Origin of the sequence: Sphingopyxis sp. GW247-27LB, from assembly GCF_002277025.1 — a bacterium.
Lineage (GTDB): Bacteria > Pseudomonadota > Alphaproteobacteria > Sphingomonadales > Sphingomonadaceae > Sphingopyxis.
The window spans coordinates 637,365-656,256 of record NZ_NIWD01000002.1 but is presented as its reverse complement, the minus strand read 5'-3'; the positions used below and the strand labels follow the sequence as shown (position 1 = coordinate 656,256).

Annotated in this window: 25 protein-coding genes; all 25 read left to right on the top strand. The window is 68.0% G+C overall.

Annotated features, from left to right (window positions below; all coding sequences use genetic code 11):
* The first annotated feature begins 495 nt into the window (after positions 1–495).
* The 25 genes from CD928_RS03250 (at position 496) to CD928_RS03135 (ending at position 18,884) form a co-directional block, all read left to right on the top strand.
* Positions 496–978, top strand: a complete 483-nt coding sequence (locus tag CD928_RS03250; RefSeq protein WP_095384740.1) for a hypothetical protein — start codon at positions 496–498, stop codon at positions 976–978.
* Positions 975–2,924, top strand: a complete 1,950-nt coding sequence (locus tag CD928_RS03245) for a transposase domain-containing protein (protein ID WP_095384737.1) — start codon at positions 975–977, stop codon at positions 2,922–2,924. Before CD928_RS03250 ends, CD928_RS03245 begins: the two co-directional genes overlap by 4 nt.
* Positions 2,925–2,991: 67 nt before the next feature.
* The gene (locus tag CD928_RS03240) at positions 2,992–3,951 is read left to right on the top strand and encodes an AAA family ATPase (RefSeq protein ID WP_176473424.1); all 960 of its coding nucleotides are present in this window, start codon (positions 2,992–2,994) and stop codon (positions 3,949–3,951) included.
* Positions 3,948–4,247, top strand: coding sequence for a hypothetical protein (locus CD928_RS03235; protein ID WP_095384731.1), 300 nt, complete (start codon positions 3,948–3,950; stop codon positions 4,245–4,247). The genes CD928_RS03240 and CD928_RS03235 overlap by 4 nt, the downstream gene beginning before the upstream one ends.
* The gene (locus tag CD928_RS23280; protein ID WP_176473423.1) at positions 4,244–4,399 is read left to right on the top strand and encodes a hypothetical protein; all 156 of its coding nucleotides are present in this window, start codon (positions 4,244–4,246) and stop codon (positions 4,397–4,399) included. Before CD928_RS03235 ends, CD928_RS23280 begins: the two co-directional genes overlap by 4 nt.
* The gene (locus tag CD928_RS23275) at positions 4,396–4,731 is read left to right on the top strand and encodes a helix-turn-helix domain-containing protein (protein WP_176473422.1); all 336 of its coding nucleotides are present in this window, start codon (positions 4,396–4,398) and stop codon (positions 4,729–4,731) included. Before CD928_RS23280 ends, CD928_RS23275 begins: the two co-directional genes overlap by 4 nt.
* Positions 4,728–5,474, top strand: coding sequence for a regulatory protein GemA (locus CD928_RS03225; RefSeq protein WP_095384725.1), 747 nt, complete (start codon positions 4,728–4,730; stop codon positions 5,472–5,474). Before CD928_RS23275 ends, CD928_RS03225 begins: the two co-directional genes overlap by 4 nt.
* Positions 5,475–5,476: 2 nt before the next feature.
* Positions 5,477–5,665 (top strand): hypothetical protein, encoded by a 189-nt coding sequence (locus CD928_RS03220; protein ID WP_141237071.1) that lies wholly within the window; start codon positions 5,477–5,479, stop codon positions 5,663–5,665.
* Positions 5,666–5,668: 3 nt separating this feature from the next.
* The gene (locus CD928_RS03215; protein WP_095384719.1) at positions 5,669–6,049 is read left to right on the top strand and encodes a hypothetical protein; all 381 of its coding nucleotides are present in this window, start codon (positions 5,669–5,671) and stop codon (positions 6,047–6,049) included.
* Between the two features lie 47 nt (positions 6,050–6,096).
* On the top strand, positions 6,097–6,765 hold the full coding sequence (locus tag CD928_RS03210; protein ID WP_095384716.1) for a glycoside hydrolase family 108 protein: 669 nt from the start codon (positions 6,097–6,099) through the stop codon (positions 6,763–6,765).
* Positions 6,765–7,310, top strand: a complete 546-nt coding sequence (locus CD928_RS03205; protein WP_095384713.1) for a hypothetical protein — start codon at positions 6,765–6,767, stop codon at positions 7,308–7,310. The genes CD928_RS03210 and CD928_RS03205 overlap by 1 nt, the downstream gene beginning before the upstream one ends.
* A gap of 34 nt (positions 7,311–7,344) precedes the next feature.
* Entirely contained in the window at positions 7,345–7,533 is a 189-nt protein-coding gene (locus tag CD928_RS23270) for a hypothetical protein (protein WP_095384710.1), read from the top strand.
* Positions 7,526–10,042 (top strand): hypothetical protein, encoded by a 2,517-nt coding sequence (locus tag CD928_RS03195; protein ID WP_095384707.1) that lies wholly within the window; start codon positions 7,526–7,528, stop codon positions 10,040–10,042. The genes CD928_RS23270 and CD928_RS03195 overlap by 8 nt, the downstream gene beginning before the upstream one ends.
* Positions 10,039–10,491, top strand: coding sequence for a hypothetical protein (locus CD928_RS03190; RefSeq protein WP_095384704.1), 453 nt, complete (start codon positions 10,039–10,041; stop codon positions 10,489–10,491). The genes CD928_RS03195 and CD928_RS03190 overlap by 4 nt, the downstream gene beginning before the upstream one ends.
* A complete protein-coding gene (locus CD928_RS03185; RefSeq protein ID WP_095384701.1) occupies positions 10,488–10,784 on the top strand; it encodes a hypothetical protein in 297 nt (98 codons plus the stop codon). The genes CD928_RS03190 and CD928_RS03185 overlap by 4 nt, the downstream gene beginning before the upstream one ends.
* The gene (locus tag CD928_RS03180; protein WP_095384698.1) at positions 10,781–11,326 is read left to right on the top strand and encodes a fatty acid desaturase CarF family protein; all 546 of its coding nucleotides are present in this window, start codon (positions 10,781–10,783) and stop codon (positions 11,324–11,326) included. The genes CD928_RS03185 and CD928_RS03180 overlap by 4 nt, the downstream gene beginning before the upstream one ends.
* On the top strand, positions 11,323–11,622 hold the full coding sequence (locus CD928_RS03175) for a hypothetical protein (RefSeq protein ID WP_095384695.1): 300 nt from the start codon (positions 11,323–11,325) through the stop codon (positions 11,620–11,622). Before CD928_RS03180 ends, CD928_RS03175 begins: the two co-directional genes overlap by 4 nt.
* A gap of 1 nt (position 11,623) precedes the next feature.
* Positions 11,624–12,199: a phage protein Gp27 family protein gene (locus tag CD928_RS03170; RefSeq protein WP_095384693.1), complete on the top strand. Its 576-nt coding sequence runs from the start codon at positions 11,624–11,626 to the stop codon at positions 12,197–12,199.
* Positions 12,199–13,695, top strand: a complete 1,497-nt coding sequence (locus CD928_RS03165) for a terminase family protein (RefSeq protein WP_095384689.1) — start codon at positions 12,199–12,201, stop codon at positions 13,693–13,695. Before CD928_RS03170 ends, CD928_RS03165 begins: the two co-directional genes overlap by 1 nt.
* Positions 13,695–13,877 carry a hypothetical protein gene (locus CD928_RS03160; protein WP_095384687.1) on the top strand — a complete coding sequence of 61 codons (183 nt, stop codon included), beginning with the start codon at positions 13,695–13,697 and terminating at the stop codon, positions 13,875–13,877. Before CD928_RS03165 ends, CD928_RS03160 begins: the two co-directional genes overlap by 1 nt.
* Positions 13,870–15,549 carry a DUF935 domain-containing protein gene (locus CD928_RS03155; RefSeq protein WP_095384684.1) on the top strand — a complete coding sequence of 560 codons (1,680 nt, stop codon included), beginning with the start codon at positions 13,870–13,872 and terminating at the stop codon, positions 15,547–15,549. Before CD928_RS03160 ends, CD928_RS03155 begins: the two co-directional genes overlap by 8 nt.
* On the top strand, positions 15,549–16,037 hold the full coding sequence (locus CD928_RS03150; RefSeq protein ID WP_095384681.1) for a hypothetical protein: 489 nt from the start codon (positions 15,549–15,551) through the stop codon (positions 16,035–16,037). The genes CD928_RS03155 and CD928_RS03150 overlap by 1 nt, the downstream gene beginning before the upstream one ends.
* A 1-nt stretch (position 16,038) precedes the next feature.
* On the top strand, positions 16,039–17,223 hold the full coding sequence (locus tag CD928_RS03145) for a phage minor head protein (RefSeq protein WP_095384678.1): 1,185 nt from the start codon (positions 16,039–16,041) through the stop codon (positions 17,221–17,223).
* A 186-nt stretch (positions 17,224–17,409) separates the two neighbouring features.
* Positions 17,410–18,474: a phage protease gene (locus tag CD928_RS03140; protein ID WP_095384676.1), complete on the top strand. Its 1,065-nt coding sequence runs from the start codon at positions 17,410–17,412 to the stop codon at positions 18,472–18,474.
* Entirely contained in the window at positions 18,474–18,884 is a 411-nt protein-coding gene (locus CD928_RS03135) for a hypothetical protein (protein WP_095384673.1), read from the top strand. The genes CD928_RS03140 and CD928_RS03135 overlap by 1 nt, the downstream gene beginning before the upstream one ends.
* Positions 18,885–18,892: the final 8 nt, after the last annotated feature.

Here is an 18,892-nt window from a genome sequence, read left to right as displayed (position 1 = left end):
GCCGACGGAACCGCCGAAGTTCACCAGCTGGATCGACCAGCGCCATGCGCGCATCGCCGGCGCCATCGCGTTTCTGAAGAGCCAGGCGATCCTCGTCAGCGTCGTCGATCGCGACGCGCCCGTCCGGCAATATTTCGTCGCGGGCAAGCGATATCGGCAATATGCCGAGGAGGTCATCGAGATAGCGATCGCCAAGGGGTGGGCCGAGTAGATGCCGGTCGATCCCCGCATCCAGCGCATGCTCGACGCGCCGCTGACGACGCCGACGGACCTGCGGTTCGAACCGCTGAAGGGGCACGTCCAGCCTCCGGCAACCGGCCCTATCGGCGAACATTGCCGGTCATGCCGGCATCGGGAGCCGACGGACTGCACTTATCGCGTCTGGATTTGTTCGGCCGTTCCGCGCGATCGCGCCGACCGGGGCGTGGCGATTGCGCTGGCAGAAGATGCGTGCGGCCGCTGGCAGCCCTCCCTTCGCGTTCGAGGCGCTCGCTGATGGCTAAGCGTCGCCCCGCCTTTGACGATCGCCAGCTGGCGTTCAACCTCGACGCGTTCAACGTGCCGATGCCCGATCGCTTCGACGGCGCGCTCGCGCATCTGCCGCGCGTGATCTCGTCCTCGGTGGCGCGGATTCTGCAAGAGGACGGGCGGTCGCGGCATGTGATGGCGGGCGAGCTGTCGCGTTTGCTCGGTGCAGAGGTCAGCAAGATGACGATCGACGGCTGGGCGAGCGAGTCCCGCGACCGCTTCAATATCTCGGCCGCGCATTGGATCGGGCTGCTCGCCGCGACCGATCGCATCGACGTGCTGGACGGAATCGTCCGTCCCTCGCTGGGCGTCGCGGTCTTCGCCGGACCCGAGGTCGCGACGGCCGAGCTGGGCCACATCGACAGGCAGATCGCCGCGCTGCGCGATCGCCGCAAGAAAATCGAACAACGGGCGGTGCCTATTCGCCGCGGGAAGACGGGGGACCTATGAAGTTTCACGGGGGGAAGTTCTGGTTCACCGCGGCCGAGCTTGCCGATCTGAAATTGCCGGGACTTCCCGCGACGAAGCGCAAGGTGAACGAGCGCGCGGCGAAGGAATGCTGGGCGCTGCAGGCCGACAGCGAGGGCATGCCGCTCGCGCGGCCGCGCCAGGCGCGCGGCGGTGGGCTGGAATATCATCTGTCGGTGCTGCCCTCGGCGACGCGGACGGCGCTCGTCCGGCGCGGGATCGCGATCGAATGCCAGCCCGCGGCCGATTCCTCGCCGATCGGGCAGAGCGCGCTGTGGAGCTGGTATGAGGCGCAGAGCGACAAGGTGAAGGCCGAGGCTGAGCGCCGCGCGCGCATCATCGGCCAGATCGACCTGATGATCGATACCGGGGTCCTGCCGTCGAACGCGGTGCCCGCCGTGGCGATCGGCGAGAAGATCGGCGCATCGACGCTGTGGAGCTGGCTGTCGCTTGTCGACGGCGTCGCGCCGTCCGACCGGCTGCCGCATCTGGCGCCGCGCCGCAAGGGTGGCGGGCGCACCGTCGAGGTCGACGAGGAGCTCTGGTCGATCCTGGTATCGGATTATCTGCGCCCGTCGCGGCCGACCTTCGCCTCTTGCTATTCGCGGACTGAAGATATCGCGGCCGAGCGCGGCCTCTCATTGCCGTCTGAGAAGACGCTGAAGCGCCGCCTGGAGCGCGAGATCGACGGGCGGCTGATCGTCGCGCGCCGCTACGGCACCGACGCGCTGAAGCTGACGATCCCCCAGCAGCGCCGCACCGTCGCGCACATGCACGCGATGGAATGGGTCAATATCGACGGGCACAAGTTCGACGTCTTCGTTCGCCGCAAGGGCGCACGGCCCGGCGACAAGCCGATCCGCCCGGTGATGGTCGCGCTGCAGGACGTCTTCAGCCGCAAGATTCTGGCGTGGCGTATCGGGGAGAGCGAGAGCGCGGTGCTGACGCGCCTCGCCTTCGCCGACCTGTTCCGCGATTATGGCATTCCCGGCCATTGCCTGCTCGACAACGGCCGCGCCTTCGCCTCGAAATGGATCACCGGCGGCGCACCGACGCGATTCCGCTTCAAGATCAAGGATGACGAGCCGACCGGGCTGCTCACCGCGCTCGGTGTCAAGACGCGCTGGGCCAAGCCCTTCCACGGCCAGGCGAAGCCGATCGAGCGCGCCTTCCGCGTCCTCGCCGACGTCGTCGCGCGCGCACCGGACACCGAAGGCGCGTGGACGGGCAACCACGTCGACGCGAAGCCCGAGAATTACAACGAAAAAGCGCTCGATTGGGACGTCTTCGTCGCGCTGGTCGACCGCGTCATCACCAAGCATAACGCGAAGCGCGGTCGCCGCACCGAAACCGCGAACGGCCGCAGCTATGACGAAGTCTTCGCCGCGAGCTATGCGGTGTCGGAGATCAGGAAGGCGTCGCAGGAGCAGCTCCGGCTGGCGCTGCTCGCCGGCGAACAGGTCCGCACCCACCGCCAGAGCGGCGAGATCGCGCTGGTCGGCAACCGCTATTGGGCGCCGGAGCTCAGCCAGATCGCGGGCAAGCCGGTGACCATCCGCTTCGACCCCGACAATCTGCACAGCGAGATCCACGTCTATAGCCAGTCGGGCGAGTTCCTCGTGACCGCCGCGCTCGTCGCGGACACCGGCTTCGACAATATCGGGGCGGCGCGCGCGCGGGCGAAGGCCGATCGCGATATCGTCAAGCTGGCCCGCGAGCTGGAGAAGCAACAGGAGCTGCGCGACGCGGCCGAGATCGCCGCGCTGCAGCCCGGCGCGATCGAGCCCGACCGGCCCGAGCCCAAGATCATCCGCCCGGTGCGCGCCGCGCATCGCAATGGCGCCGCCGCGGCGGTCCAGCAGGAGCCCGCTCCCAATTTCATGAACCGGTTCGCGGCGTCGGTGTCGCCGCTGCGGCTGGTCGATTGAAGGCCGCGACGGAGGGTTAGGAGCCTCCGCCGCGACGATGTCCCTGTCAGAACGAAAGGATTTTAGCATGAACGACCCCCAAAACCAGCCCATCGATATCGAGGACCAGCGCGCCTGGTTGATCGACCACAAGAACGCGACGAAGATGAGCTGGACCGAGCTCGCGAAGCGCATCGGCCGATCGGCGGGAACGCTCAGCCAGTTCGGCAGCACCAACGGCTACGCCGGCGACGAGCAGACGATCGCCGAGCAGGTCTATCGCTACCAACAGCAGCTTTTCAGCCAGGCCGCGTTCGAAGTGACCGCACCCCCGCTCCCCGGCTTTTTCGCCGGCCCGACGGCGAACGACATCATCACGATCCTGACCTATGCGCAGCGCGGCCGCATGACCGTGATCGCGACCGGCGCCGGCATGGGGAAGACCAAGACGATCGAGCATTACCAGGCGAGCATTTCCAACGTCTGGAAGGCGACGATGCGGCCCTCGTCTGCGGGCATCATGAACATGCAGCTTTCGGTCCTCGCCGCGCTCGGCAAGTCCGACGCGGTCGGCACCCCCGCGAAGCTGAGCACCATGATCATGGAGAAGGTGGACCGGTCGGGCGGGCTGTTGGTGCTGGACGAGGCGCAGCACCTGTCCGAAAAATCGCTCGAGGAAATCCGCAGCTGGCATGACGAAACGGGCGTCGGCATCGCGCTGTCGGGCAATATCTCGGTCCTCTCGCGCCTCGAGGGCGGGACGCGCAAGGCGAATTTCGCGCAGCTCTTCAGCCGCGTCGGGATGCGGATCGTGCGCGCGCAGCCGCTGCAGGGCGACGCCGACGCGCTGTGCGATGCGTGGAACATCGGCGACGACGGCATCCTTCAGGCCATCCGCGAGATCAGCCAGAAGCCGGGCGCGCTGCGCGGGGCGACGATGACGCTCGAACTCGCGCACATGATCGCCGCCAGCGAGGGCCAGGCGGTGAACGCCGGCCATGTCCGCGATTGCTGGGCCCAGCTCTCGACCCGGCAGATCGCGGCATGAGCACCGATCTTGCCAAGCTGCTGTCGGCGTCGGGTCTGCTCGGCCGCTCCAGCCGTGTCATCCGCGCGAACGTCGCCAGCCTGATCGAAACCTCGAGCAAGCTGGACGAGAGGTTCCCCGGCGATATCGTGCCGGTTCCCGGCACGATCGATCCGCGCGCGCGCCCGCTAATCGAGAGCTACGTCCAACTGCTCCGCGACATCGATGCGTGGGTCGGTGCGCCGCTGGAGCTCGGCCCCGACTGGCTCGATGAAATCATCGCCCGGCGCGGCGCCTGGGAAGGCGGTGTGCAGTGACCTCGCGCCGCAAGATCATCCGCGCGCTGACCCGCGACGGGCAGGACGGGCCGCTGGAGCTCGGCGCCGCGCTGGCTGGCGGCGCGATCGCCGCCGGGGTCAAGGTCGCGATCATCGTCCTCGTCGCGGTGATGATGGGGGTTTGGCCGTGACCGCGGCGCTCACCCGCGGGGAGCGCGTTACGCGCATCTTTGACGAGGCTTGCCGGCGCTGGTCGGTCGACCTTGCCGAGCTGCGGGGGCCCTCACGCCTCGGAAACCTGATCCCGCCGCGCGCCGCGATCGTCGTCGCCCTGCGCCAACTGACGCCGGAACCGCTCTCCTATCCGGTCATCGGGGAAAAGCTCGGCGGCCGCGATCATAGCGCCGCACATAATCTCGCGCACCGGGGCCACCAGCTTGCCCGGCGATCGACGGGCTATCGGGCGGCTGTCGACGATCTGATCGCGATCGCGCGCGGTGCGCCCCAAGGATTGCGGCCATGAGCGCGCCCGCCCGCAAGACGTCGATCGACCCGACCCAGCAGCGCCGCCGCGCGCTGCTGGCGAAGGTCCATATCGCGAAGAACCAGCTCGGCCTGGGCGAGGACGATTATCGTGCGATCGTCTTTCAGCACATCTCGCCCATCCCGATCGAGGAGGCGAGCGAGGAGGACATCGCTCTCGCGAGCGCCAGCAAGGCGACGGAGGCGCAGCTGGCGGCGCTCGTCCAGCATTTCGGGCAGCGTGGCTTCAAGGCGACCGCGAAGGGCGTTCCGGGGCGCCGGGCGCCCGCGGTCGACACGCCGAGCGCGCGCAAGGCGCGGTCGCTGTGGATCTCGCTCCACCAGCTCGGCGCGGTGCGCAACCGGTCGGAGCAGGCGCTCGAGGCGTTCGCCTGCCGCCAGCTCCAGTGCGACCATTGGCGATGGTCCGACCAGTCGATGGCCTACCGCCTGATCGAGGCGCTGAAGGCGATGGCCAAGCGCCACGGCTGGGAGGTCGGCGACGGCCGCACCGCGACGCTGCAGGGCAGCAAGTGGCGGCTGCTGAAGGCGATCCTCGCCAAGCTGGTCGCCGCGGGCATCGCGCATCCCGACTGGACCGTCCCCGTCGCGCTGTTCCGCCTGACCGGCGAGGAGGCTCGCGCGATCGACCTGCCGATCGACATCGAGGCGATGACCCGCGCCGCCCAGATGCTCGGCGCCGTGCTGCGCGAGCGGTCCCCTGAATTTTCACCGGAGGCATGATCATGCAACATTCGTTCTACCAGAGCCACCTGCGGCCCGACCGCGAATATCTCGACTTCCAGAGGTTGCCGCTGCTCGAATCGAGCGCCGATCGGCGGCGCCGCGAGGAAGCGCGGCGCCGGGCCCGGTCCTTTACTGCCGGTGCGGCAGCGATGGCGCTCGCCATCGCGCTTCTGGTCATCATGCTCTGATCCATGCGGCATTCGCGGATCTTCAACTCTGCGATTTTCGACGAGGTCGCTGCCGTGATCGGCAGCGGCCCCGCCACGAAGCTGTGCGACCGCTTCGGCGGCACGATCCTCTACGTGCCGCGCGTCGCGGCGAACAATCACGAGATCGCCGTCGTCATCGGCGCCGAGCTCGCCCAGCTGCTGTGCGACCGATTCGCCGGCAGCGACCTGCTGTTGCCCAAGGCCTATCACCGGAGGCAGCGCGTCATCGAGCTGCTGAAGGAAGGAAAACTGTCGATCCGCGCGATCGCCCTTGCCACCGACTATACCGAGCGGCATGTCCACAACATCAAGGCCGATTCCATCGAGGACGACGGCCAGGGCAATCTGCTCGACCTCCTATGAAATAGTTCATCTGACTGCGCGGCGCGCGACGCGTCAAAGCAGCGGTCATGGGGAGCGAAACCAACCACATCGATAGCGCGGCCGACGAGATCGTCGTCAGCGGCTGGTCCGAGCGCTTCGCGCGTGCCTTCGACGATCTGATCGGCGACGAGGGCACGCGCTTTGTCAACGATCCGTCCGACCGCGGCGGGGCGACCAAATTTGGCTGGTCGCTGCGCACGCTGGTCGTCGAGGGCAAGATCGACCTCGACGCGGACGGCCGCGCCGACTTCGACCTCGACGGCGACGGCGATATCGACGGCGCGGATGTCCGGCTGCTGACGCGCGGTGACGCCAAATTCCTCTATCACCGCTGTTTCTGGCTGCGGCTGGGCGCCGACGATCTGCCGCGCCCGGTCGGCGAGATGCTGTTCAACCAGGCGGTGAACGCCGGCATCGGCAACGCGCGCCGCCTGTTGCAGCGCGCGCTCAACCGCTGCCTCGAGCGCGCCGCCTCGGCGCCGTCGCAGCTGAAGGTCGACGGCGCGATCGGGCCGGCGACGCTGCAGGCGATGAACTGGGTGCTGCGCTGGGGCGCGCTCGGCATGCCGGCGCTGACCGACGCGTTCCGCGTCGAGGTCCGCCTTCGCTACCGCGCGATCGCCGAGCGCGATCCGTCGCAGAAGAGGTTCCTGAAGGGCTGGCTGGCGCGCGCCGACCGGCTGGGGAGGATTTGATGTTCGGGCTGTCGGGACTTCGCCTTTACGGCGCGATCGGCGGGATGCTCGCCTTTGGCGCGATGCTCCTCGCCGCCTGGACCGGGGTGCAGGCGCGCGCCGACCTCAAGGATTTGCGCGGCGACGTCGCCGCCTGCAGCCGCGCGGCCGAGAAGATCGGCGAGCCCGCCGACCGCTGCGCCGAGCCGGTCAAGGCGGCGATCGCCGCCGCGCGCGCCGCCGGCCAGTGCGACGTCGCGCTCGCCGCGGGCAACCGCGACGCCACGCGCTTCGCGATCCAGTCGGCCTGCTCGACCGCGGTCAAGGCCGAGGTCGCGGCGCGCACCGCGGCCGAGGATGGCCAGCGCCAGGCCGAGGCCGAGGTCGACCGGCTGATCGCCGACCAGGCGAAGATCGCCGACCGCGCCGAGGCGCGCGGCCGCGCCGCAACCCAACGAAAGGACGCCGCCGATGCCGCTATCCAGAGCGCGCCTCCGGCTGTCGGCTCTGGCACTGGCAAGCGTTGCGACGCTCAGTGCCTGCGCCGGCTCTCCGGCAAGGCCTGACCCCGGCCCGGCGCCCGACCCGGTCGTCGAGCGGGTGATCGTCACCAAGACGATCTGCCCCGCCGAGCTGCGCCAGCCGATCCCCGCCGAGCCCGTCATGCCCGCCGACGCCGCGATCGAAGCGGCCGACAACGTGCTGCAGTGGCTCGCTGCCCGCTTCCGCCGCGAGGCGCTCCTCGAGGAGCGGCTGCGCGATGCCAGGACCCTATGCCCCGATGGCTGACACGCCCGTCCTTCCCGAGACGCGGACGCTCGACCAGCTGCCGTTCACCACCGCGGTGTCGCCCGATGCGCTGATGGGCATTCAGGAGCCCGGCGCGCCGATGACGGCCACCGCGGTCAAGCAGCTGCTCGGCCGCCTGATCTCCACCGAAGCCGCCTTCGAGGAGGAAGCGGCGCCGGACGGCATCCAGGGCGCCCTCGACCATCCCGAAAATGCGCTCGGCCTCGTCTATGCCGACCCCGCCCCGGCGAAGAACGGCTGGTATCGAAAGGTTGGCGCCGAGGGCGGCGGCAACTGGTACCAGTTCGAAAAGCTGTCGGCCTATGCCGCAGCCGAGGTCGGCGTGATCATCGGCCAGGCGCAGGATGCCGCCGACGCCGCGGCGGCGACCGCCGAGGAGCTGAGCTCGACGCTCACCTATTTCCCCGAGAAGGCCCAGACCAACCTCGCCGACCCCGATCGCGCCAACGCGCTCCTGCCGACGCGCCTCGATCAGACCTGCCGTATCTGGTCGCCGGGCAATCCCGATTACCTCGCGGCGCGCAGCGAGGCGGCGTGGCCGACGTTCGCCGTGCTGCGGCCGATCCCGCTGCCGGCCTCGACCGACCTTGTCCTGTCGATGCACAATGTGCCGCCGAGCGTGATCGCCTACATCACCGGCGGCAACGCCTTCTACAAGAAGCTGAACGGCACCTACGGATCGTTCGCGGTTACGCTGCGGGGCGGCAATCGCGAGATCGCGATGACGACGCCCGCGGATCTCGCCCAATTGCTGCCGACCGTCCGCGATACGGTCGATTTCGCCGCGGGCGTGCCCTTCACCGCCGACATGATCGACAAGATCGAGCGCGGGATCATGGTCAACACCGGCGACGCGGCGCTGGAGTTCAATCCCTACGCCGCACCCGGCGAGCGCGCGCCCGACCCCCAGCTTTTCCAGCTCGACAACAGCGCGCCGGGGACGGCGGTCTATCAATGGCCCTATCTCTTCGTGCGCCGTCCCGCGCAGCTGAGCCCGGCCTACGATCAGGTCGACTGCTATCTGATCGGCGAGCAGGTCGCCCAGGTCGGGCCCAACCTGTTGCCGCGGTCGGGCGCGATCGATCTGGTCGGGACCCGCTTCATTTCGCGCGATACCGGTCGCTCGGCGACGGTCGGCGCCTATATGCTATCGGCGATGGTCGCCAGCATCGGCGGCGATCAGCGCACCCCGATCAAGCTCAATTTCCAGCTGGACGGCGGCACCCACGGACCCGACGGTCGCCAGCTCGATCTCGCCGCGCACGGCTTGACCGCGGGCGATGTCTACAAGAACGGCGAGGACCGTCAGTTCGTCGTCGTCTACGTGCCCGACGCCAACAATTTCTGGATGATCGCGCGTAACAATGGCTCGCCGACCAGCTGGAACATCGAGGCCGCGCCGGCGGGGCTGCTGACCAAGGTGAGCGGAACCGGCCCCGCGACGCTGTCGGGCTATGTCGACGAAGGCGTCATCCAGCTCTCCGGCGCATTGCAGAACCACGAAAAGACGGTGAGGATCGATGGTGCCGAGATCAGCGTCGACGGCATCTATCCGTGGACCGACCTGTCGATCGAGGAAAGCTACGACATCGGCAATGTCGCATCACTGCTCGAATATATCGTCGCGCATCCGGGCACGACGGACTTCGACAACCCGGCGATCGACCGGCAGGTCGCGATCCAGAGCGATTGGCGCTTCAACCGCTGGGGCGGCCGCACGCGCACGCTGACGATCGAAGCGCTGCAGCCGTATGACCGTAGAGAGGCGACTGGCGGCAATCTTCCCGACGGCGCCTGGTCGATGCAGTGGCTGAAGCCTGGGCTGACGACCGACGTGAGCCCCGGTATGTCGACGCGCATCTCGCTCTACGCCGCGGGCATGAATCCGGTCGACGTCGCTGGCGTCGACATCGATTATCGCGCGATCGTCGACATCACCGACAACAACGCGATTATCGAGTTCCCTCGTGCCTCCGCGATCAACCCGGCGGCGCCGGTCACGCATTTCGCCCACATTGGATATGACGGCGGCGGCGCGATGCTGGTCGGCCACGCCTTCGGCAATCACATCCTGCGCGCCGACGGAAAGCCCGACCGAGCGGCCGCGCTGATGGCGACGCTCGGCGTGATGAGCGGCTTCGAAAAATTCTACCTCATGTTCGTCAACCAGGTCGGCGCGGTCGCCGTCGGCGAGGTGCTTCAGGTCGTCGCCTGGGATTGCTGGTATCTGGCGACCGACACGGCACTGACGCTGCCCGCGCCGATCTATACGGTCGGCGACACGCATTTCGCGCCGGTGACCCGGCACGGCGCGCTGTCGCGCCATTGGGTCGCGCTGCCGCGCGAGCTCGCCGATCGTCCCGTGAAGATGATCGCGCCAGATGCGAACATCACCCTGCACACCGACACCGTGCAGTCGCGGGGCGTGATGATGAGCTTCGCCGGCGCGGTGAACGAGACGATCCTGCAGATCGGCGGTGCCGAATGAGCACGCCCGCCCTGGCACCGACCGCCTTCTATGCGGCCTGGACGCCGGCGCTGATGCTGTCGAGCGCGGCGGGGCGCGCATCGCCTTCCGATATCGTGATCGCCGCCGGCGGCTTCGACTGGCCGGTCGTCACGCTGGCGATCGCCGCGATCGGCGTGCTCGCGGCGCGGCCGATCAGCCCGAAGCGCAATCCGCCGCTCGGCCTGGCGAAGAATATCCTGGTGACGCTGATCATGCTTACCGCGGCGCTGCTGTGGGTGCTCGATACGCGGCCCGGCCTGCTTTTCGCCTTCGTCGTGTCGATCGGCCTCGGCTTCTCGGGCTACTCGCTGATCGAGCTGCTCGGCGAGGAGATCGGCGCCTACATCAAGCGCGCGATCGGCGCGCTCCCCTTGCCCGGCCTGAAGGCCGGCCAGACCACCCCGCCCGACGAGGACCAATCCGCATGAGTGATCTCTACCAGTGGGCGATCATCGCCTTCATCCTGCTCGGCATCGGCGTCGCCGTCTGGCGCGGCGGGCAGGCGAACCCCGAAAGCACCGGCAAGCTCGCCCGGCGCCTGTCGCGCGTCGAGCTCGAGCTGAAGGACAAGGCGACGACGACCGACGTCGCGGGGCTGACCAGCGAGCTCGCCGGCGTGAAGGCGCGCCTCGAGGCGGAGCATGAGCTCAACGTCCGCACGCTCGCCGCGGTGACGCGGATCGAGTCCTTCCTGATCCAGAAGGCGATCGGGGGCGAATGATGGACCCGTTCTCGATCGCGGCGCAGCTGCTCCTCGGCTGGCTGATCGCCGACCTTCTCTCCGGCTTCTTCCACTGGCTCGAGGACCGCGTCCTGTGGATCGGCATGCCGCTGATCAGCCGCGCGATCGTCGAGCCGAACCGGCTGCATCATCGCGATCCCGACGCCTTTCTGGCGCAGTCGCTGTTTGCGCGCAATTCGACGACCTGGACGGCGGTCGCGGCGATCGCGCTGCTCTGGCTGTGGCTCGCGGGCTTCGGCTGGGTCTGGCTCGGCGCGCTCGCCGGCGGGCTCGCTGTGACCGAGGTGCATGTTCGCGCGCATCGCCGCGTTCCGCGCTCCAGCATTTATCGCGCGCTGATGGATATCGGCATCGTCCAATCGACGCCGCATCATTGGGGGCATCACACCGCCGCGATGGACGGCCGCTATTGCGTCCTCACCGGCTGGCTGAATCCCATTCTCGACCGCGCGCGCCTGTGGACGCGCCTCGAGCGCGCGCTCGAAGCGATCGGCTTCACGCCGAACAGGGGGGCAGCATGAGCTACGCCGACTTCCACTTCCAGCACGTCCGGCTGACGATCCTGCGAATCCTCGCCGAGGCGCCGGGCTATTCGGCGAACGATAGCGTGCTCACCGACGCGGTGAACGCGATGGGGCTGGTCTGCACGCGCGATCAGCTGCGCACCAATCTCGCCTGGCTCGAGGAACAGCGGCTGCTGACCCAGCTCCACCCGACGCCGACGCTCACCGTCGCCACGATCAGCGAGCGCGGCGTCGACGTCGCGAAGGGCCGATCGGTCATCGCCGGCGTCCAGCGCCCGTCGCCGGGGAGCTGATATGGCCCGTCGCCCGGCACGTCCCACCCGCCATCGGCCGTCGTCGATCGACAAGCTCGATTTCGAGGTCCGCGAGCTGATCGGCAAGCTGCGGATGGATCATGGCTGGACGATCGACGAGATCCGGCAGCGCCTGCTCGACATGGGGCAGAGCGTCAGCCGATCGGCGCTCGGCCGCCACGTCCGCACGCTCGAGGATATCTCGGCCGAGATGCGCGAGGCCCAGGCGATGGCGACCGCGCTGGCGCGCGAGGTCGGCGACGCCGACCAGTCGCGGATGCTCGACGTCAACGCCCAGCTGCTCCAGGCGAATATGTTCAAGCTGATGCTCGCGGCGAACGAGGAGGATGGCGAAGGTGTCCAGCTCGGGGCGAAGGATGCAAAGGCGTTCGCCGACGCGCTGCGCTCGATAGCGCTGACGCGGAAAACCGACCTCGATCTTGTCGAGCGGGCGGAGGCGCGGGCCGTTGCCCGCGATCGTGCGGCACAGCGGAAGAAGCTCGACGACGCTGGTCGATCGGGCCGCCTCGACGTTGCAGCGCTCGAGGAAGCGAAGCGCATTCTGGGTTATGACTGATGGAAACGGTCGCAACTGCTGACGTCCAGCGCCTCATCGATTTCTATCCCTATCAGCGCGCCTGGCTCGCCGACCAGAGCCGTTTCAAGGTCGGCATGTTCACCCGCCAAGGCGGCAAGTCGATGGTCGCCTGCGCCGAGATCGTTGAGGATTGCATCAACGCGGAGATCAACGGCAAGCGAACCAAGTGGGTCATCCTCTCGCGCGGCGAGCGTCAGGCCAAGCTCAACATGAAAGAGCATGTGAAGCCGATGACGCGCGCCTTCTGGACGCTGTATCGCGGTTTGCTGGATGGTCCCGAACCCGACATCGTCGAAGAGACGGTTCGCTATACGCGCGACGATGGCGTCGACTCCGAATATACCTCGCTGTCGGTCACTTTCCCCGGCGGATCGGAAATCGTCGCCGTGCCCGCAAATCCCGACACGGTGCGCGGATTCAGCGCCAACATGCTGTTCGACGAATTCGCGATTCACCAGGACAGCAAGGCAATCTGGGGCGCGGCCTTCCCGATCATTTCGAAGGGCTGGAAGGTTCGTGTCGTTTCGACCCCGAAAGGTAAATCGAACAAATTCTATGATCTGATGACCGAGGAGCCGACGATCTGGTCGCGGCATGAGGTTGATATCTATCAGGCCGTCGAACAGGGGTTGCCGCGGAACATCGAGGAATTGAAGGCCGGCCTCAATGATCCCGATCTCTGGGCGCAGGAGTTCGAGCTGGAGTGGCTCGACGAAGCGGGCGCCTGGCTCGACTATGATCTGATCAACAGTTGCGAGACCGCGGGTTATGGGCGCCTGCGGCGGATCGAATACAAGGGCAAGGTCCAGACCGTATGTACCGAGAGCGGCGAGGCGCTGCCGCCTGCGCGCGGCCCGGTCTATGTCGGAATGGATATTGCGCGGAAGAAGGATTTGACCTGCATCTGGTCGGCCGAGCAGATCGGGGACGTCCTCTATCCGCGCGAGATCATCGTCATGCTCCGCGCGCCTTTCAAGGCCCAACATGCGGAGCTGAAACGGCTGCGCGATCGCGATCAACCTATTCGCTTCGCTATCGATCAGACGGGCATGGGCGAGCCGTTCGTCGAAACCGCCCAAGACTATCTCGGCGAATCGCGATGTCAGGGTGTCATCTTTACGCCGGCCATTCGCTTCGCCCTCGGCACGACGCTGAAGGAATCGATGGAGGACCGGAAGTTCCGCCTGCCTATGGGGCAGAAGGACATCAAGGACGATCTCCACAGCATTGCCAAGATCGTCAACCGGGTGGGCAATGTTAGTCTGCTCTATGACGGCGAGAGCGAGGGTCATGGCGACCGCTTCTGGGCGGCCGCGCTCTGTGCCAGCGCCGCCGATCTGCCCATCGCCAAATATGCCTACACCGGCGTGAGCGCCCGCAGCGATCGTCCCGATCGCCGGCCCGACGGCATGCGCGTCAGCGACGAACCCAATCGACACCGCCGGGGCAGTCGCTTCGGCCGAGGAGCATGGTAATGAACGAAGACGCAGCCCTAATACTCGCTCCGGTCATCGCAGCGCTCGAAAAGGCGCTCGCCGACGCCAAGGCCCGCCCCGGCACCGATCCGCGCATGCTCGCGATCGCCCGCACCGATCTCGATAAGGCGATCATTGTGTTCGGCTTTGCTCTCTCCGGCGGAGGCGTGCTCGATGCGTGAAGCCGTTCCCCCCGCCAAAGTCCCGCCGCCGCTCGTCTGGCCGAACGGGCAGCTGATGCAGCCCGCCAATCTGGCACGCGAGGTCGCGGCGCCGCGCATGGCGTCGGTGCGGTCGATCCTGTCGGCGCATCCGGCGTCGGGGCTGACGCCGATCCGGCTCGCGCAGCTGCTCCGCGCGGCCGAGGACGGCGACGCCACCGCCTATCTCGAGCTTGCCGAGGAGATGGAGGAAAAGGACCTCCACTATCTCGCCCAGCTCGGCACCCGGAAGCGCGCCGTGGCGCAGCTGCCGATCACCGTCGAGGCGGCGAGCGATGCGCCGCACCACAAGGAACATGCGGACTTCATCCGCAAGTGGCTCGATCGCGACATGCTGCAGGCCGAGATCTTCGATATCCTCGACGCGATCGGCAAGGGCTACAGCGTCACCGAAATGATCTGGTCGACGCGGCCCGGCAAATGGCTGCCGCAGGATTTGAAGTGGCGTTTCCCGCAGTGGTTCGAATTCGACCGGATCAACGGCGAGACGCTGAAACTGCGCACCGCCGGCGAGCCGGCGTCGCTCGAGGCGGGCAAGTTCATCGTCCATGTCAGCAAGGCGAAATCGGGGCTGCCGATCCGCGGCGGTCTGGCGCGCGCGGTCGCCTGGGGCTGGATGTTCAAGAACTTCAGCATCAAGGACTGGGTCAGCTTCCTCGAGACATACGGCATGCCGCTGCGCGTAGGCCGCTATGACAATGGCGAGACCGAGGACAATATCGCGATCCTCGCCCGCGCCGTCGCGGATCTCGGCAGCGACGCCGCCGCGGTCTTCCCGAAGACGATGGAAGTCCAGTTCATCGACGGCAAGGGCGGCAGCGCGCCGGGCGACCTGTGGCGATCGATGGCCGAATATATCGACGACCAGGTGAGCAAGGTCGTGCTCGGCCAGACCAACACCGCCGACGCGAAGGCCGGCGGGCTCGGCTCCGGCCAGGCCGAAGTGCACAATGACGTGCGCCTGGATATCCGCGACTATGACGCCGCGATGCTCGGCGCGACGATCCGGCGCGATATCGTGGTGCCGATGATCATGTTCAACTACGGCCCGCAGGATGAATATCCGCGGATCAAGGTCGGCGAGGTCGATTCCGAAGACGTCGAGACGCTGCTGAAGGCGGCGACGGCGCTCGTGCCGCTGGGTGTCAAGGTCGGCGCTCGCCAGATGGCCGAGAAGACCGGACTGCCCCAGCCCGAACCGGGCGAGGAAGAGCTGCAGGCCGCCCCGTCGCCGACCCCCGAAAATTTGCCCCCAGGAGCGCCAGCAGCGCCCCGAGTGGGGCTGCGCCCCCGCGCAACCCCGACTCCTGCCCTCTTAGGCCCTCTTAAACCGCCTGTGGGGCGTTTCGGGGTGGCGACCGCGACCCCGAATGGCGATGCGGAGCCCGATCCGATCGCGGATGCCGCGGATGCCTTCCTCGACGACTGGACCGAGCTCGTCGAGCCGATGCTCGGCCCGATCGAGGAGCTGCTCGCCGCGAGCTCGTCGCTCGCCGAGTTCCGCGACGGGCTCGCGGGGCGGATCGAGGCGATGGACGAGAGCGCGGTCGCGGCGCTGCTCGCACGCGCCGGCTTCGCCGCGCGGCTCGCCGGCGACGCCGCCCAGCAGGATGACGAGCGGGACGCGGGCTGATGGATATCGGGCAGTCCCTCTTCGACGCCTGGTTCGATTTCGCGCGTCCGACCGTGGCGCCCTATCGCGACGCCGCCGGCGATGAAGTCGTCGCGGCGATCGACGCGCCGCGCTTCGACCATGACGCCGCTGCGGCGTCGATCGGCCTGCTCGTCGAGCCCGGCGCCGAGCTCGGCCAGGCCGATCGCGCCCGGCTGCAGGCGGCCGCGATCGGCGCGACCAAGGCGACCGTGCTGCACCGGCGCCGCACCGATGACGGGGCGATCGTGCGGCGCGCCTGGTATACGCTCGATCCGCAGGCCGTCATCGACGCCTGCCTCGGGCAGGCGGGCCATCACCTCAGCATCGGCGCCGTGCCCGGCTATCGCCCCAACCTCGGCGGCTTCGTCCGTTACCGCGGCGAGGACTGGCAGCTCACCGACCTGGTCGGCACCGGCACCGGCGCCGCGATCGGCGACGAAGAGGGCCGCGCCCTGATCGGAGCATAGGGTGGCGGACGAGGTTCTTCCCATCAATCTCGCCCCCGCAGAGGCGATCGCCTGGTTTCGCGCCAAGGGCTATCAGTTCGGCTTTTCGTGGCAGGACGTCGAGCATGAGGAGCACGGCCGCGGCTTCACCGTCGCCAAGGCGATGACGCGCGACATCCTCGAGACGATCCGCGCCGCGGTCGACCGCGCGATCGCCGAGGGCGAGACGCTGCAGATCTTCAGCAAGGAATTGCGCCCGCGGCTCGAGGCGGCGGGCTGGTGGGGCCGCAAGGAAATGGTCGATCCCGCGACCGGCGAGACGAAGCTCGTCCAGCTCGGCAGTCCCCATCGGCTGAAGACGATCTTCGATGTCAACATGCGGACGAGCTATGCCGCCGGGCGCTGGGAGCGGATCGAGCGCAGCAAGCGCGCCTTCCCCTTCCTCGAATATGTGACGGCGGACGACGAAAGGGTGCGGCCGCAGCATCACGCCTGGCACGGCACGGTCCTCCCCGTCGACGACGCCTGGTGGGACACGCACTATCCGCCGAACGGCTGGCGATGCCGCTGCCTGCCCAAGCCGGTGTCGCGTGGTCAGGCCGAGCGCCGCGGGCTGAAGGCGACGAAGCCCAAGGTCTTCCCGATGCGCCAGTGGATCAATAACCGCACCGGCGAGATCCACATGATCGAGCGCGGCATCGATCCCGGCTGGGCCTATCATGTCGGCAAGGCGCGGCAGACCGGGCTGTCGCCGACGCCCTATCGCGGCGACGGGCTTGCCACGATGAGCGCGGTCTCAGAGGCGGATGAGGATGCGGTGAGCGGCTTCTTCGCGGCCTTCGACCTGCGATCGCGCGCGGCGATCGTGCGCGGCCGCACCTTCCTCGACGTCGCCGGCTGGCCGCTCGCGATCGATGGCGCCTGGCTGCGCGATGCCGCGGGCCGTCCGGTGCTGCCCGCGGGCTTGCGCGCGGCCGAGCTCGAGGACGTCGCCGCCGCGATCATGACGCCGGCCGAGATCCGCTGGCTGTGGGTATCGTCGAAGGATGCGCCGGCGCAGCTCGTCCGCCGCTACATCGGCGCGCCCGATGCGTCCGGCGCCGCGATCGTCGTCGATATCGCCCGCTGGTGGCGCGCCGGCCGCGTGCCGGCGTCGCGCTTGGGGGCGGCACGAAAGGGCGCCCTCGCCTGGTCGGCCGACAGCTGATTTCCATTCGCTCTGGCCCGAATCGGACACGCATGCCATGAACGATCGAGCGCGCGATCGCTTCCCATGAAATAGTTCATCTGACGCGGCGCCTCGGCCCCAGCCATAGCAACCTCATCGACCGGCGCGGTGCCGGGCGCGGGGAGCGTTGCAGCTGTGGCGAAGGGGAAATCTGGCACGAATGCGATGGCTTACGGCGCTTGCGTCGTCGCGATCGCTTCCGTCGGCGCCCATGAGGCGGGTCCCGCTGACACGATCCAGCTTTTCGCCATCGGTGACAGTCCCTCGCGCAATGGCAAGCCGCCGGTCGTTCGGGTCAAGGACCGCGCTGCCGCCGATCGTGTAGCGGCCGCGACCGCCGCCTGGCACAAGGGCGCGCCGATCGTCGTCGATTATGATCATCAGTCGGTCTTCGGCGCGCGCGCCGGGGTCGGCGGCACCGCCCGCGCCGCAGGCTGGATGACGCATGTCTATGCCGACGACGCCGGCGTCTGGGCCCAGGTCGATTGGACCGAGGCCGCGGCGGGCGCTCTCAATGCTCGCGAATATCGCTTCATCTCACCGGTCTTTCATCACGACGCCCAGGGCAATGTCATCCGCGTCGTGAACGCGGCACTGACCAACACGCCCTCGCTCGATCTCGCCGCCGTGGCGAGCGCCCTTTCCACCGAAGAAGGAAGTGCATCCATGAATCTCTCTGCAATTGCCAAGGCCCTCGGCCTTGGCGAGGACGCGACCGAGGAGGAAGTCCTCCGCGCGATCGCGAACCTCAACGGCGGCGCCACGATGACGGCGATCGCCAGCGCGCTCGGCGCCGAAGCCAACGCCGATCTGGTCGCCGCGGCAACCGCTCTGAAGACCAAGGCGGACAGCGCCGGCAATCCCGACCCGGCGAAGTTCGTGCCGGTCGAATCCGTCGCGGCGCTGCAGACGTCGGTCCAATCGCTGCAGGGCACCGTCGACACGCTGCAGGCGGCGAACCGCACGGCGAAGATCGACGCCGCCCAGGCCGAAGGTCGCCTGCCCCCCGCGCTCGTCGCGCACGCAACCTCGATCACCGACGAGGCCCAGCTCGACAAGTTCCTCGGCGCCCTGCCGAAGGGCGGGCTCGGCACGCCCGCGATCGAAGGGGAGCCCGAGGCCGGAAAGGGCAAGCTGGGCGAGGAGGACCTCGCCGTCTGCTCGGCGATGGGTCTTACCCAGGAAGAATTTCTCGCCGCGCGCGCGAAGGAAAAGGAAGGGGCCAACTGATGGCTGCGTTGACCGAAGATCGCATCGCCCAGGAGCGCCAGGGGCGCAATTTTTCGCGACCCGTGGCCGCGGACAAGAAAATCTTCCTGGGTGCCCTCGTCTGCCTGTCTGCGACGGGCTACGCAACGCCCGGCGCGACCGCGACCACGTTGGTGGCCGACGGCATCGCAATGTCGAGCGCTGACAACACCGACGGCGCCGATGGCGACATCCGCGTCGATGTGAGGAAGGGGACGTTCCCCTTCAAGAACAGCGCCGCCGGCGACGCCATCACGATCGCCGACATCGGGTCCGATTGTTACATCGTCGACGATCAGACCGTGGCGAAAACGGACGGCGCCACCACCCGCTCAATCGCCGGCAAGATTGTCGATCTGGATGCCTACGGCGTCTGGGTCGAGATCGACTGACCGCGCTC

Bases quoted from the DNA above. Each gene is read 5' to 3' on its own strand.
- CD928_RS03250 (WP_095384740.1), top strand. From the start codon at position 496: ATGGCTAAGCGTCGCCCCGCCTTTGACGATCGCCAGCTGGCGTTCAAC.
- CD928_RS03245 (WP_095384737.1), top strand. From the start codon at position 975: ATGAAGTTTCACGGGGGGAAGTTCTGGTTCACCGCGGCCGAGCTTGCC.
- CD928_RS03240 (WP_176473424.1), top strand. From the start codon at position 2,992: ATGAACGACCCCCAAAACCAGCCCATCGATATCGAGGACCAGCGCGCC.
- CD928_RS03235 (WP_095384731.1), top strand. From the start codon at position 3,948: ATGAGCACCGATCTTGCCAAGCTGCTGTCGGCGTCGGGTCTGCTCGGC.
- CD928_RS03225 (WP_095384725.1), top strand. From the start codon at position 4,728: ATGAGCGCGCCCGCCCGCAAGACGTCGATCGACCCGACCCAGCAGCGC.
- CD928_RS03220 (WP_141237071.1), top strand. From the start codon at position 5,477: ATGCAACATTCGTTCTACCAGAGCCACCTGCGGCCCGACCGCGAATAT.
- CD928_RS03215 (WP_095384719.1), top strand. From the start codon at position 5,669: ATGCGGCATTCGCGGATCTTCAACTCTGCGATTTTCGACGAGGTCGCT.
- CD928_RS03210 (WP_095384716.1), top strand. From the start codon at position 6,097: ATGGGGAGCGAAACCAACCACATCGATAGCGCGGCCGACGAGATCGTC.
- CD928_RS03205 (WP_095384713.1), top strand. From the start codon at position 6,765: ATGTTCGGGCTGTCGGGACTTCGCCTTTACGGCGCGATCGGCGGGATG.
- CD928_RS03195 (WP_095384707.1), top strand. From the start codon at position 7,526: ATGGCTGACACGCCCGTCCTTCCCGAGACGCGGACGCTCGACCAGCTG.
- CD928_RS03190 (WP_095384704.1), top strand. From the start codon at position 10,039: ATGAGCACGCCCGCCCTGGCACCGACCGCCTTCTATGCGGCCTGGACG.
- CD928_RS03185 (WP_095384701.1), top strand. From the start codon at position 10,488: ATGAGTGATCTCTACCAGTGGGCGATCATCGCCTTCATCCTGCTCGGC.
- CD928_RS03180 (WP_095384698.1), top strand. From the start codon at position 10,781: ATGATGGACCCGTTCTCGATCGCGGCGCAGCTGCTCCTCGGCTGGCTG.
- CD928_RS03175 (WP_095384695.1), top strand. From the start codon at position 11,323: ATGAGCTACGCCGACTTCCACTTCCAGCACGTCCGGCTGACGATCCTG.
- CD928_RS03170 (WP_095384693.1), top strand. From the start codon at position 11,624: ATGGCCCGTCGCCCGGCACGTCCCACCCGCCATCGGCCGTCGTCGATC.
- CD928_RS03165 (WP_095384689.1), top strand. From the start codon at position 12,199: ATGGAAACGGTCGCAACTGCTGACGTCCAGCGCCTCATCGATTTCTAT.
- CD928_RS03160 (WP_095384687.1), top strand. From the start codon at position 13,695: ATGAACGAAGACGCAGCCCTAATACTCGCTCCGGTCATCGCAGCGCTC.
- CD928_RS03155 (WP_095384684.1), top strand. From the start codon at position 13,870: ATGCGTGAAGCCGTTCCCCCCGCCAAAGTCCCGCCGCCGCTCGTCTGG.
- CD928_RS03150 (WP_095384681.1), top strand. From the start codon at position 15,549: ATGGATATCGGGCAGTCCCTCTTCGACGCCTGGTTCGATTTCGCGCGT.
- CD928_RS03140 (WP_095384676.1), top strand. From the start codon at position 17,410: ATGGCTTACGGCGCTTGCGTCGTCGCGATCGCTTCCGTCGGCGCCCAT.
- CD928_RS03135 (WP_095384673.1), top strand. From the start codon at position 18,474: ATGGCTGCGTTGACCGAAGATCGCATCGCCCAGGAGCGCCAGGGGCGC.